This is a genomic window from Massilia cavernae (assembly GCF_003590855.1).
GTDB classification, from domain to species: Bacteria; Pseudomonadota; Gammaproteobacteria; order Burkholderiales; family Burkholderiaceae_D; genus Telluria_A; species Telluria_A cavernae.
Genome location: NZ_QYUP01000117.1, coordinates 1 through 13,279, shown reverse-complemented (window position 1 = coordinate 13,279; position 13,279 = coordinate 1). Strand labels below are relative to the sequence as shown.

General features: G+C 62.5%; 8 protein-coding genes. 6 read left to right on the top strand and 2 right to left on the bottom strand.

All coding sequences use genetic code 11. From position 1 onward, the window contains the following. Positions 1-23: 23 nt before the first annotated feature. Both D3872_RS13175 and D3872_RS13170 read right to left on the bottom strand, forming a co-directional pair. Positions 24-926, bottom strand: a complete 903-nt coding sequence (locus tag D3872_RS13175) for an alpha/beta hydrolase (RefSeq protein ID WP_119811198.1) — start codon at positions 924-926, stop codon at positions 24-26. A gap of 48 nt (positions 927-974) precedes the next feature. Further along, positions 975-2,255 (bottom strand): MFS transporter, encoded by a 1,281-nt coding sequence (locus D3872_RS13170; protein WP_119811197.1) that lies wholly within the window; start codon positions 2,253-2,255, stop codon positions 975-977. Between the two features lie 179 nt (positions 2,256-2,434). Between D3872_RS13170 and D3872_RS13165 the strand changes: the two genes are divergently transcribed. The 6 genes from D3872_RS13165 to D3872_RS13140 all read left to right on the top strand — a co-directional run bounded on the left by D3872_RS13165 (position 2,435) and on the right by D3872_RS13140 (position 13,078). After that, positions 2,435-4,843 carry a glycoside hydrolase family 31 protein gene (locus tag D3872_RS13165; RefSeq protein WP_119811196.1) on the top strand — a complete coding sequence of 803 codons (2,409 nt, stop codon included), beginning with the start codon at positions 2,435-2,437 and terminating at the stop codon, positions 4,841-4,843. A gap of 49 nt (positions 4,844-4,892) precedes the next feature. Continuing rightward, on the top strand, positions 4,893-6,218 hold the full coding sequence (locus D3872_RS13160; RefSeq protein WP_119811220.1) for an MFS transporter: 1,326 nt from the start codon (positions 4,893-4,895) through the stop codon (positions 6,216-6,218). A gap of 81 nt (positions 6,219-6,299) precedes the next feature. After that, a complete protein-coding gene (locus D3872_RS13155) occupies positions 6,300-7,931 on the top strand; it encodes an alpha-D-glucose phosphate-specific phosphoglucomutase (protein WP_119811195.1) in 1,632 nt (543 codons plus the stop codon). Between the two features lie 37 nt (positions 7,932-7,968). Next, positions 7,969-9,636, top strand: coding sequence for an alpha-amylase family glycosyl hydrolase (locus D3872_RS13150; RefSeq protein WP_119811194.1), 1,668 nt, complete (start codon positions 7,969-7,971; stop codon positions 9,634-9,636). A 153-nt stretch (positions 9,637-9,789) separates the two neighbouring features. Continuing rightward, the gene (locus D3872_RS13145; RefSeq protein WP_119811193.1) at positions 9,790-11,640 is read left to right on the top strand and encodes a glucokinase; all 1,851 of its coding nucleotides are present in this window, start codon (positions 9,790-9,792) and stop codon (positions 11,638-11,640) included. Between the two features lie 112 nt (positions 11,641-11,752). After that, a complete protein-coding gene (locus tag D3872_RS13140) occupies positions 11,753-13,078 on the top strand; it encodes an IS4 family transposase (RefSeq protein WP_119811147.1) in 1,326 nt (441 codons plus the stop codon). Positions 13,079-13,279 lie beyond the last annotated feature (201 nt).

Genomic DNA, 13,279 nt, shown 5'->3' with positions numbered 1-13,279 from the left:
CCCGCCCTCCTCATACATAGTATCTACTGTTTAGCGCTAACGGTCTGCACGCTGCCAGGCTTGAACATCCACAGTACCGCGTCGCGGAATTCGCCGCTCCAGAATCCTTCGTTGTGCTTCGCGCCCGGCACAACCTTCATCGACAGGTTCGACGTGGGATGGCCGGTCTTCACCAGCAGCGCCGCCATGCGTTCCGCATCAGGCACCATCGATTCGCCTTCCTCGCTCCCCATTAGCATATAGACGCGAGCGTCCTTCGGCGCCGGCTTCGCATTGACGAAATCGAACACCGGAACCGCAGTCCAGTAAGCCGGCGAGAATACGCCTGCCTTGCTGAACACATCGGGATACTCGTTGATGGCGTAGTGCGAGATCAGCCCGCCCATCGAGCTGCCCATGACGGCAGTGTTGGCGCGGTCGGGCAGGGTACGGTACTCCTTGTCGATCGTCGGCTTGACCACCTTGACGATGAAGTCCATGTACTGCTTGCCCTCGGCCTGTCCAAAGCGCTCGCTCGACCAGGCATTCAACTCGGTCATGCGTTTCTGCTCGCCGTTGTCGATCCCAACGACGATCAGTTCCAGCTTGCCTTCCTTTGCCAGCGCGTCCAGCGTTTCGTCGACCTTCCATTCGCTCGCATATGACGTGGCGTTGTCGAACAGGTTCTGGCCGTCGTGCATGTATAGCACCGGATAGCGCTTGCCGGAAGTGGCGTAGCCCGGTGGGAGGTACAGGCGCAGCTGGCGCTTCCGATCAAGGCCGGGAATGTCGAGCTTCACCGGCAGGACGGACACGCCGGGCAGCGCGGTCGACGGCCGGACAGCGGCCGCCGGCTTGATGTCGGCGGCGCTGGCTGCCGCGGCGCCGAATGCGGCGATGAGCAGGCCGAAGCGGATTCGTTGGACAGGCTTGATGATCGATGGCATTCGAAGGTTCCTCCTTGTAGTTATTGTCCTCATGGCGCGCTGCGCCGCTCAATGCGTTGCGGCTAACGCAGGCTGGGTTGCCGCAGCAGCCTGCTGCTTTTCGCTGACCAGCATCCACAGCATGCCCGACACTGCGAGGCATGCGCCGCAGATCATGAAAAGCACGCTCTTGTCGACCGCGCGGTTCAGCGCGAAGCCGATCCCGGTCGACATCAGTTGCGGAATCACGACGGACAGGTTGAACAATCCCATGAAGAAGCCCATGCGGCTCTTGTCGACCTTTTCGCTCATGATCGCGAACGGCAGGCTGACCACTGCGGCCCAGCCGATGCCGACGACCGCCATCAGCACGTACAGCGTGGCCGGGGTGCGCGCGGCCAGCGCGATGCCGAAGTAGCCGGCGGCCATCAGGCCGATGCAGAGTGCCTGGGTGCGCACGCGGCCGATCCGGGATGCCAGCGGCGCAAGCACCAGCGCCGGCAGCATGAAGCCGACCACGTTCATCACCGCGAACGATATCGCGATCACGTGCCCGGACTGCGCCGATGCGTCGGCGGCAGGCAGGCCGGCCGGTACGATGTGCTGCTGGATGAAGGCGATGATATAGACGAACATGGCCTGCACGCCAATCCACGAGAACCCGTGCGCAAAGTAGATGCGCCACAGCTGGCCCCATTCGGTGCCTGTGGCCGCCGCGGTTTGCGCCGGCGCGGCCAGTACGCGCGGCTCTTCGACGAAGAACATCGGCACGACGGAGAATGCAAACACGATGACGACGCCGATCGAGATCAGCGCGTAGTTGTCGATGAAGGCGCCGATCAGGTAGGCCATCACGCCCCAGAAGCCGGAGATGGTCTGCATCCAGGTGAAGCCGCGCGTGCGGGCTTCGCCGTCGGGCGTGACGTCCGCGATCAACGAGCGGGTGGGGTTGAAGCCGATGTTGATCGACAGGTCGAGCGTCAGCGCGACGATCACGGCGACCACCAGCAGGTTGCCGATGCCGAGCACGTCGGCGACCACGTCGATGCGCGGCAGCAGGAATACCATCAGCGCCGCAAGTACGCCGCCGACAAGGATGAAGGGACGGCGCCGTCCGCCCCAGAGCCAGGTCTTGTCGCTGATGAGGCCGATGATCATCTGGCCAAGGATGCCGGCCAACGGTCCGGCCGCCCAGACGATGCCGATTTCATGGATCTCCAGCTTGTATTTGGTGCTCAGAAGCCAGCTCAGGGCCGAAATCTGGATACACAGCGCGAAACCCATGGCCGTGGATGGCAGGGCGGTGATCGCGAAGAATGAGTTGCTGAGGCGCTTTTGCATGTCCAGCATGTTGTCTCCAATACGTGTTGTGTTATTTGACTACAAAAACAACAATTTCTTTTATCATTGTCTGTTGATTCTACTATGAAGTGGTTTGGATTGACACTTAGAAATCGCCATGTTATTTTCCTACAAATCGCGATTTACCATTTCCTCCTTCCTGGCACTGTCCGCTGAAAGTTACCTTGATGAAAGTAACACCGAGAATTCTTCTCGCGTTGGTCCTTGCTTTCGGCGGTGTCGCCGCAAGCGCCCAGCCGGTGCTGCCGGCCGGGCAGGTGCAGTCGGTCGAGGTGTCGGGCCAGCAGGTGCGCCTGCGGACCGAAAATGCGCACGTCGAGCTGACGGTCTACAGCCCTTCGGTCATCCGCGTCCGCATCGACAAGCAGCAACTGGGCCGCGATTTTTCGTATGCGGTCGTCGGCAAACCGGTCGCCGCGCGCACGGCGGTCCTTGACGGCGCCGACGAAGTCGTCGTCACCACCGATGCGATGATCGCGCGCGTGAACAAGCGCCCGTTCGCGATCACCTTCACGACCCTGGACGGCAAGGTGATCAACCAGGACGAGCCCGGCCTGGGCACGTCGTGGATCGGCGAAGAAGTCGCCACCTACAAGAAGCTGAAGGACGGCGAACGCTTCATCGGCCTCGGCGAAAAGACCGGCAACCTTGACCGCCGCGGCAGCGCCTATACCAACTGGAACACCGACGCCTTCAAGTACGGCACCGAGACCGACCCGCTGTATGCGAGCGTGCCGTTCTATATCGGCGTCCACCATGGCCTGAACTACGGGATCTTCTTCGACAACAGCTACCAGAGCGATTTCAATTTCGGCGCCAGCAACAACCGCTTCGCGTCGTTCTCGGCGCAGGGCGGGGAGATGAACTACTACTTCATCCACCACCCGCGCGTGGCCGACATCATCGGCTCGTACACCGCGCTGACGGGACGCATGCCGCTGCCGCCGCTGTGGAGCCTGGGCTACCAGCAGAACCGCTACAGCTACTTCCCCGATACGGAAGTGCTGCGTATCGCACAGACCCTGCGCGGAAAGAAGATACCTGCCGACGGCATCACGCTCGACATCCATTACATGGACGCCTACAAGCTGTTCACCTGGGACAAAACGCGCTTCGCCGACCCGGCCGGCATGATCGCGAAGCTGGACGGCATGGGATTCAAGACCACGGTTATCGTCGACCCGGGCATCAAGGTGGAAAAGGGCTACGGTGCGCACGAGCGCGGGCTGAAGGCAGGCATCTTCCTGAAGTACCCGGACGGCGCCAACTACACCGGCGAAGTCTGGCCGGGCTGGTGCCACTTCCCGGACTTCACCAGCGCGGGCGGCCGCGCATGGTGGCGCGATGAGGTGCGCACCTATGCAAAGGCAGGCGTGGCCGGGCTGTGGAACGACATGAACGAGATATCCACCTGGGGCCAGAAAATGCCGAACAACGTGCTGTTCGACTTCGACGGCCAGCCGACCACGCACAAGCAGGGCCACAATGTCTACGCGCTGGAGATGGCGCGCGCCAGCTACGAGGGCATGAAGGAAGCCACCGCCCAGCGCCCCTTCATGCTGACGCGCGCCGGATTCGCGGGCCTGCAGCGCTACACCGCCATCTGGACCGGCGACAACCGCGCCGAGGAAGACCACATGCTGCTGGGCGTGCGCCTGATGAACAGCCTTGGCCTGTCGGGCATTCCGTTCACCGGCATGGACGTCGGCGGCTTTATCGGCAGCGCCACCAAGCCGCTGTATGGACGCTGGATGCAGATCGGCGCCTTCACGCCTTACTTCCGCAACCACGCCGCCAACGACACCCGCTCGTCGGAGCCATGGACTTACGGCGAGGACGTCGAAACAATTTCGCGCAACTACATCAGCCTGCGCTACCGGCTGATGCCCTACCTGTATTCGGCTTTCCACGACGCCGCAAGCACGGGAGAACCGGTGATGCGCTCGCTGGCGATCGACTACACCCACGACGCCAGCGTGTACGCGCCCGCGTTCCAGAACCAGTACATGTTCGGCAAGGCCTTCCTGGTGGCGCCGTTCGAAAGCACGAAGGACCTCGCGAAGGTCTACTTCCCGGCCGGCCAGTGGTACGAGCTGCATACGGATGCGGTGCAGGAAGGTGGGCAGGAACGCATCGTCGAGCTGTCGCAGGCGCGGCTGCCGGTGTACGTCAAGGCGGGCAGCGTGGTGCCGGTGCAAGCGCTGGTGCAGACCACCAGCGAAAAACCGGCCGGCCCGCTGGCACTGCATATCTACAAGGGCGGCGCGGGCACAAGCCAGCTGTATTACGAAGACGACGGCGCCAGCTTCGCGTACCAGAAAGGCGCGTTCTACAAGCGCACGATCGGCTATGATGCATCGGCACGCCGCATCGATATCGGCGCTGCCGAGGGAAGCTACAAATCGAAATTCAGCAAGCTGCAGCTGGTGCTGCACGGCTTCGGCGACACCGCGGCGCTGGACATCAACGGCAAGCGCGTATCGCTCGACAGCGGCGCCCACGCGTTTGCCGGAACAGCAAGGACAAGCAGCGTAATCATCGATAACGACAGCGGCAAGATCGTCATCGGCTATTGAATCAAAGGCCCGGCACTGGGCTGGATCTATTTGGGGACACACAATGAAGATGGAAATGGCATCGCTTAAACCAAGGCTGACGTTCTGGCAGCTGTGGAACATGAGTTTCGGATTTTTCGGCATCCAGTTCGGCTTCGCGCTGCAAAACGCCAACACCAGCCGCATCTTCTCCACGCTGGGCGCGTCGCCCGACGACCTGCCGCTGTTCTGGCTTGCCGCGCCCGTGACCGGCCTGCTGGTCCAGCCGGTGATCGGCTACATGAGCGACAACACCTGGCACCCGTACTGGGGCCGCCGCCGTCCGTTCTTCTTCCTGGGCGCGATCTTCGCGTCGCTGGCCTTGTTCCTGATGCCGAATTCGACCACCTTGTGGATGGCGGTCGCCGTCCTGTGGATGATGGACGCCGCGATCAATGTCTCGATGGAGCCGTTCCGCGCCTTCGTCGGCGACAAGCTCGATGTGACCCAGCAGACCGCCGGCTACGCGATGCAGACCTTCTTCATCGGCTGCGGCGCGGTGGTGGCGTCGCTGCTGCCGACCATCTTCTCGGACTACTTCGCGGTCAGCAACGTGCCGGTCAACGGCATGATTCCCGACACGGTGCGCTTCTCGTTCTACATCGGCGCGCTGGTCTACCTGCTGTCGGTGATGTGGACGGTGTTCACCGCCACGGAAGCGCCGCCTGACGACCTGGCGCAGTTCCGCGCCGAGCGCAAGGCAAGCGCAGGCCTTGGCCACGCCATCGCTGAAATCCTCGGCGGCTTCGGCAAGATGCCCAAGACGATGGTGCAGCTGGCCTTTGTGCAGTTCTTCACGTGGATCGCACTGTTCGCGATGTGGATCTACACCGGCACCGCGGTGGCCGACAATGTGTGGGGCACCACCAATGCGCAGTCCGAGGCGTTCCAGGACGCGGGCAACTGGGTAGGCATCATGTTCGGCGTGTACAACGGCGTGTCGGCGCTGGCCGCCTTCATCCTGCCGATATTCGCGCGCGCCACCAGCCGCAAGGTCGTCCACACCACCTGCCTGCTCATTGGCGGCGCCAGTCTTGCCAGCATATTCATGATCACCGACAAGCAGACGCTGATCTACCCGATGATCGGCGTGGGCATCGCGTGGGCCAGCGTCCTGACCATGCCGTACGCGATCCTGGCGGGCGCGCTGCCGGCCAGGCGCATGGGCTACTTCATGGGGCTGTTCAACTTCTTCGTCGTGATCCCGCAGATCGTCAGCGGCCTGCTGCTCGGCTGGGTGACCAGCCACTTCTTCGGCGGCCACACCGTCAAGACGCTGATGCTGGGCGGCGCGTGCATGGCGCTGGCCGGCGTGCTGACGCTGTTCGTCACCGACAAGGCGCCGGAAGCGAAGTAAGTCCAAGACTATCCATGCGCCGCGAATTTTCGACCTGTCGTATCGTCATTCCAGCCTAAGACCAGCCGACAGGACGAAAACATGACCATCCAGACAGTCAACACAGTTCCGTTTGCCGGGCAGCGCCCCGGCACCTCCGGCTTGCGCAAGAAAGTGGCCGAGTTCCAGCAGCCCGGCTACCTCGAGAACTTCGTGCAGGCCATTTTCGACACCTTCCCCGACATCGCCGGCCAGACCCTCGTGGTCGGCGGCGACGGGCGCTACTTCAACCGCGAAGCCATACAAACCATCCTGCGCATGGCCGCCGCCAATAGTGTCGGCCGGGTGCTGGTCGGGCAGGGCGGCATCCTGTCGACGCCTGCCCTCAGCTGCATCGTGCGCAAGCACGGCGCCTTCGGCGGCATCGTGCTCTCGGCAAGCCATAACCCCGGCGGGCCGCACGGCGACTTCGGCATCAAGTACAACATCGGCAACGGCGGCCCCGCGCCGGAGCGCATCACCGAAGCGATCTTCACCAACACCGAACACCTGACCGCTTGGCGCATCAGCGACGAGGGACCGGTCGACCTGGACCGAATCGGGACTTCGCGCATCGAAGGCATGGAAGTGGCCGTTGTCGACGCGGTGGCCGATTATGCGGAACTGATGCAGCAGCTGTTCGATTTCGGCGCCATCCGCGCGCTGTTCGCGAGCGGCTTCCGCATGTGCTTCGACGGCATGAGCGCGGTGTCGGGGCCGTATGCCCGCACCATCATCGAAGGCATGCTGGGCGCGCCGGCCGGCACCGTCATCAACGGCACGCCGCTGGAGGACTTCGGTGGCCATCACCCGGACCCGAACCCTTTCAATGCGGCGGAACTGATCGCGCTGATGGACGCACCGGACGCACCTGACTTCGGCGCTGCCTCTGACGGCGACGGCGACCGGAACATGATCGTCGGGCGCGGCGTCGCGGTCACGCCGTCCGACAGCCTTGCCATCATCGCCGCGAATGCGCACGTGGCGCCCGGCTACCGCGCAGGCATCAAGGGCATCGCACGCTCGATGCCGACGTCCACCGCAGCCGACCGGGTGGCGCAGGCGCTGGGCGTGCCGTGCTACGAAACGCCGACCGGCTGGAAGTACTTCGGCAACCTGATGGACGCGGGCCTGGTGACGCTATGCGGCGAGGAGAGCTACGGAACCGGCTCGGACCACATCCGCGAAAAGGATGGCGTGTGGGCGGTGCTGTTCTGGCTGAACCTGATCGCCGCCAGCGGCAAGCCGGTTGACACCATCGTGCGCGAGCATTGGGCGCGCTTCGGCCGCAACTACTACTCGCGCCACGACTACGAGGCTGTCGACGCGCTCGAAGCCGATGCCATGATGGTGCAGCTGCGTGCCGGCGCCGGCAGTCTTGCTGGCACCCGGCTTGGCAGCTACACCGTCGACTACGCCGACGACTTCGTGTACACCGACCCGGTGGATCAATCGCTCGCGCAGAAGCAGGGAATACGCATCGTCATGACGGATGGCTCGCGCATCGTGCTGCGGCTTTCCGGCACCGGAACCGAAGGCGCGACCATCCGCCTGTATCTCGAAAGATACGAAGCCGACCCGTCGCGCCATGGCATTCCCACCCAGGAAGCGCTGGCGGAACTGGCGTCAATTGCTGGACACCTGGCCGGGATCGGCCAGCGCACCGGCCGCGACAGGCCAACCGTCATTACCTGAAACTCCAACCACAACTACAAAAGACAGGAACATACCAATGAAATCTACCGCCCTCGCCATCTCAGTGGCGCTCGCACTTGGCGCCATGGCGCAGCCAGCTGTCGCGGCGCCTGCCGCACAGCCGTTCATGTGGGAGAACGCGACGGTATATTTCCTGTTGACGGACAGGTTCAACAACGGCGACAGGAAGAACGACCTGGCCTACGGCCGCAAGGCCGACGGCGCGCCGATGCGCGGCTACCTGGGCGGCGACCTGGCCGGCATCACGGCTAAAATCAGGGAAGGCTACTTCGACAAGCTGGGCGTGACCGCCATCTGGATCACGCCGCCGGTGGAACAGATCCACGAAGGCACGGATGAAGGCACCGGCAAGTCCTACGGCTTCCACGGCTACTGGGCCAAGGACTTCACGAAGGTGGACGCCAACCTCGGTACCGAAGCGGACGTGCGCAAGCTGGTCGACACCGCGCATGCCCACGGCATCCGCGTACTGCTCGACGTGGTGATGAACCACACCGGTCCAGTGACGCAGACCGACACGGCATGGCCGGAAGACTGGGTGCGCACCGGCCCGGTATGCACGTACAAGGATGCAGTGACGACTATCCAGTGCACGCTGGTGAAGAACCTGCCGGACATCCGCACCGACAGCGTCAAGCCGGTCGCACTGCCGCCGCAGCTGGTGGCCAAGTGGAAGAAGGAAGGCCGCTACGAGCGCGAGGTGAAGGAGCTGGACGAGTTCTTCAAGCGCACCGGCTATCCGCGCACGCCGCGCTACTACCTGATGAAATGGCATGCGGACTGGGTTCGCAAGTACGGCTTCGACGGCTTCCGCGGCGATACGGTCAAGCATACGGAGCCAGAGGTGTGGCTTGAATTGAAGAAGGTCGCAGGCGATGCGTTTGAAGACTGGAAGCGCGCGAATCCGAAGAAGAAGCTCGGCGACGACAAGTTCTTCATGACCTCCGAGGTGTATAACTACGCGATCGGGCATGGGCGCAAGTTCGACATGGGCGGCGCAAATTACGTCGACTTCCTCGCCAATGGATTCGACAACATGATCAACTTCAGCTTCAAGGAAGATGCGAAGCTGGGCTACGAGAAGCTGTTCTCGTCGTACTCGGACCAGCTGAACGGCCCGATGAAGGGTTATTCGGTGCTCAACTACCTGAGCTCCCACGACGACGGCGCGCCATTCGACGCGATGCGCGCCAAGCCGTACGAGTCGGCGAACCTGCTGCTATTGGCGCCGGGCGCGGCGCAGGTGTACTACGGCGACGAGGCCGCGCGCGTTCTGAAGCATGAAGGCGCGCAGGGCGACGCCCATCTTCGCACCTTCATGAACTGGCAGGACCTGGCCTCGAATGCGCAGCGAGACGGATACCGCGTGGCAGACGTGCAGAAGCACTGGGCGCTGCTCGGGCAGTTCCGCAAGGCGCATCCGGCGGTGGGCGGAGGCGTGCACAGGAAGCTGGCGGACAGCCCCTACACCTTCGCGCGGACGCTGGAGCGTAACGGCGTGAAGGACAAGGTTGTTGTCGCGCTGGACGTCGCGGCCGGGAAGCCTGCCGCGATTCCGGTGGCAGGCGTGTTCGCGGATGGCGACAAGGTGCGCGATCACTACACCGGCAAAACCGCCGTGGTATCGAACGGGAGGGCGCAGTTCGACGGGGTGGGCAGCGTGGTGCTGATCGGCCAGCAGTAGATTGAGGCGGCAATGGCGGAAGATCCCTCGCTCTTCCGCCAACTCCGGCACAAAAGCCCATCCATTTACCCCGCCTGCATCCTTCAAAAACCATTGTTGGTCCATTACCTACAATAGGGTATCCTTGTCGCGATTCCGACCTATGCGACAGCAATGACCAAAGAACTCGATACTGAACAGAAGTACAGCCGCACCGCCTACGCGGACGGCCCGCGCCTGCTGGCCGATATTGGCGCCACCCATGCGCGCTTCGCGCTTGAAACCGCTCCCGGCGTGCTGCGCTCGGTGAGCGTGCTGAAGTGCGACGACTACAGCGGCATCGTGCCGCTGCTGCATTCCTACCTCGCCGACCACGCCGGCACCCGCATCAACCACGCCGCGTTCGCGCTGGCGAACCCGATCAGCGGCGACATGATCCGCATGACCAATCGCGACTGGCAGTTCTCGACCGACGAAGTGCGGCGCGAACTTGGCCTGAACACGTTGCTGATCGTGAACGATTTCACCGCGCTGGCGATGTCGCTGCCTGGCCTGTCGGGCAACGATGTGATGCAAGTCGGCGGCGGCGCGGCGGCGGACAACGCCGTGATCGGCGTGCTCGGACCGGGCACCGGCCTCGGCGTATCCGGCGTGATCCCGACGGTGGACGGCTTCGTCACGCTCGGCAGCGAAGGCGGCCACGTCAACTTCGCGCCGGCCGACGAGCGCGAGTTCGCGATCCTGCAGTACGCATGGAAGGAATGGTCGCACGTCTCGAACGAGCGCCTGATTTCCGGGCCCGGCATGGAGATCATCTACCGCGCGCTCGCCCAGCGCAACGGCATGGACGTCGCGCCGCGCACCTCGCCCGAGATCATCAGCGGCGCGCTGGAACAGAACGACCCGCTGTGCATCGAAGTCCTCGACTGCTTCAGCGGCATGCTGGGCGGCGCCGCGGCCAACCTGGCGGTGACGCTGGGCGCGTTCGGCGGCATCTTCATCGGCGGCGGCATCGTGCCGCGCATGGCGGAGTGGTTTGCCAAGTCCGGCTTCCGCGCGCGCTTCGAGGCGAAGGGGCGATTCACCGACTACCTGGCGCAGATTCCGACCTGGGTGATCATGACGCCGAATCCCGCGTTCTACGGGGTGGCGACGATCCTGTCCGAGCACCTGCGCGGGCGCAGCGGCGCTAACACGCTGATGGAACGGGTGCAGCACCTGCAGCACGAGTTGTCGCCGGCCGAGCAGCGCGTGGCGACGCTGGTGCTGGAGCATCCGCGCAAGGTATTGAACGAACCGATCGCGGAAATCGCGCGCCTGGCCGATGTCAGCCAGCCGACGGTGATCCGCTTCTGTCGCTCGCTGGGCTTCCTGGGCCTGGCCGACTTCAAGCTCAAGTTCGCGAGCAGCCTGACAGGCACGATCCCTGTGCGGCACAGCCAGGTGAGGCGCTCGGACAGCACGCACGACCTGTCGGCGAAGGTGATCGACAACACGGTTTCGGCGATTTTGCGCTTCCGCGACCAGCTGGACGTGGTATCGATCGACCGCGCGATCCACCTGCTGCGCAAGGCGAACAAGGTCGAGTTCTACGCGATGGGCAACTCGCGCGTGGTGGCGCTGGACGGCCAGCACAAATTCTTCCGCTTCCGGATTCCGACCTCGTCGTATGGCGATTCGCACCTGTTCACGCTTGCCGCCGAACTGCTGAAGCCGGGCGACGTGGTCATCGCGATTTCCACCTCGGGCAAGCTGCCGGAACTGCTGTCGGCGGTGGATGCCGCGCGCACGGCGGGAGCGGACGTCATCGCCATCACCAGCAGCAAATCGCCGCTGGCGAAGAAGGCGACGATCTGCCTGTCGGTGGACCACACTGAAGACAGCACGACCTTCCTCTCGATGATTTCGCGGATACTGCAGCTCCTGCTGATCGACATCATGTCCGTCGGCATCTCGCTGGGCGGCGGCGACACCGATGCCGAAACCGAAGGCAAGCGCCTCCTCATCTCCCACACTGACGTTTAAGTTTCTAAAATCGGGGTCAGACCATAATGGCGTTGACTTAAGCTTTTGAAGCCCACTTTTTCGTGGCTCTGGTGTTGTAAACAATATTTTGTTGTGTTAACTTTGCGGCGTGATACTTTCAGACGCCATATTGTTTGCCAACGAAGTACCTGAGCCGTTCGACTGGAACCGACTCGGCGAACATTTGCCGTTTGAATGGATAGAGGCCGCCCTTGTGGAGCAAGGGAAGGCAAGCATACGCCATCGTCGCCTCCCGGCGCAGCAGGTCGTCTGGTTAGTGATCGCACTGGCGCTGTATCGCCATCATTCTATCGGCGAGGTACTCGCTGAACTGGACTTGGCGCTGCCAAACGTAACAGCGCCGTTTGTGACGGATGGTGCGGTGACACGAGCGCGCCAGCGACTTGGCGCGAAGCCCGTCGAGTGGCTTTGCCAGATGTCGGCGAAGGCGTGGAGCAGCCAGGACAAAGAAGCCTACCTGTTCAACGGCCTCGTTTTATTGGCAATCGACGGCACCACTCTGCGCACCCAAGACAGTGCGGCAAACCGGGCCCACTTCGGGGCGCAGGCCTATGCCAAGGGGACTGTCGCGAGCTATCCCCAGGTGCGCGGCGCGACCCTGACCCATGTGCCCACCCATCTGGTTGTCGACGCACGATTTGGTCCTTACGCCACCAGCGAAAAAGCCTTCGCAATGGAACTTATCGACAGCATCGCCGACGATTCGCTGACCGTCGTCGATAAAGGTTTCTTGTCTGCGGAGCTGCTGTGTCGAATCACCACTCGCGGGCGCAATCGTCATTTCCTCGTTCCCGCCAAGAGTAATACCAAATGGACCGTTATCGAAGGTGGTCCAGATGACGCGATCGTGGAAATGCAAGTGTCGGCAGCGGCGCGCAAGAAGGCGCCCGAGCTGTCCAAGACTTGGCGCGCACGCGCTATCGCGATGATCGATTCGAAAGGCCAAAAGCATTTCTTGCTCACATCCCTGACCGATCGCATCGCATTTAAGGCCGCTGAACTGATCGCGTGCTACGCCCGCCGCTGGCACATTGAAACCAGTTACCGCGAGCTCAAACAATCAATGATGGGCATGGCGTTGACGTTGCGTAGTCAAACGGTCGACGGCGTCATGCAGGAGATTTGGGGCGCGATTATTGCCTACAACCTGATTCGACTTGAAATCGCGAAGGCGGCGCTCGATGCCGGATGTGCCCCGACCGACATCAGTTTCGTGCGTGCGTTTCACACCATCCAATATGAACTGCTTTGGGCTGCCGCCACTCGGGCGCAAGGCAAGCTGCCATCCTTGCTTCAGAACATGCGGCAAAGGCTCGTCACCGAGCTCACTGTAAAACGACCCGGCAGGAAACATGACCGGGTCGTTAAATCGAAATCGCAGCGCTACCCATTCAGGAAAACTAAGAAAATAGCTTAAGTCAACGCCATTAGGGTCAGACCACCAATTCCGAAACATTTCGGAATTGGTGGTCTGACCCCGATTTATACGAAACATTTCGGAATTGGTGGTCTGACCCCGATTTATACGAAACATTTCGGAATTGGTGGTCTGACCCTGAGCCTTCCCCTCATATTTCGTACGTCTCGAGCATGGACCCGAGCTCGTTCAACGCTTCGG

Bases quoted from the DNA above. Each gene is read 5' to 3' on its own strand.
- D3872_RS13165 (WP_119811196.1), top strand. From the start codon at position 2,435: ATGAAAGTAACACCGAGAATTCTTCTCGCGTTGGTCCTTGCTTTCGGC.
- D3872_RS13145 (WP_119811193.1), top strand. From the start codon at position 9,790: ATGACCAAAGAACTCGATACTGAACAGAAGTACAGCCGCACCGCCTAC.
- D3872_RS13150 (WP_119811194.1), top strand. From the start codon at position 7,969: ATGAAATCTACCGCCCTCGCCATCTCAGTGGCGCTCGCACTTGGCGCC.
- D3872_RS13175 (WP_119811198.1), bottom strand. From the start codon at position 926: ATGCCATCGATCATCAAGCCTGTCCAACGAATCCGCTTCGGCCTGCTC.
- D3872_RS13160 (WP_119811220.1), top strand. From the start codon at position 4,893: ATGGAAATGGCATCGCTTAAACCAAGGCTGACGTTCTGGCAGCTGTGG.
- D3872_RS13155 (WP_119811195.1), top strand. From the start codon at position 6,300: ATGACCATCCAGACAGTCAACACAGTTCCGTTTGCCGGGCAGCGCCCC.
- D3872_RS13170 (WP_119811197.1), bottom strand. From the start codon at position 2,255: ATGCTGGACATGCAAAAGCGCCTCAGCAACTCATTCTTCGCGATCACC.